The sequence below is a fragment of the Clostridioides sp. ZZV15-6383 genome, from assembly GCF_020657735.1.
Classification (GTDB): Bacteria; Bacillota; Clostridia; order Peptostreptococcales; family Peptostreptococcaceae; genus Clostridioides; species Clostridioides difficile_D.
Map to the genome: position 1 here is coordinate 1 of NZ_JAGWCV010000195.1, position 295 is coordinate 295.

General features: G+C 52.5%; 1 rRNA gene. It reads right to left on the reverse strand.

Annotated features, from left to right (window positions below):
- Nucleotides 1–295 (reverse strand): 16S ribosomal RNA (locus tag KGF42_RS19435); the annotation flags it as partial.

The following is a 295-nucleotide window of genomic DNA, read 5'->3' on the forward strand; positions in this document are numbered from 1 at the left end:
GGGGGTAACCCCCGACACCTAGTACTCATCGTTTACAGCGTGGACTACCAGGGTATCTAATCCTGTTTGCTCCCCACGCTTTCGTGCCTCAGCGTCAGTTACAGTCCAGAGAGCCGCCTTCGCAACTGGTGTTCCTCCTAATATCTACGCATTTCACCGCTACACTAGGAATTCCACTCTCCTCTCCTGCACTCAAGTCTCCCAGTTTCAAGAGCTTACTACGGTTGAGCCGTAGCCTTTCACTCCTGACTTGAAAGACCGCCTACGCACCCTTTACGCCCAGTAAATCCGGATA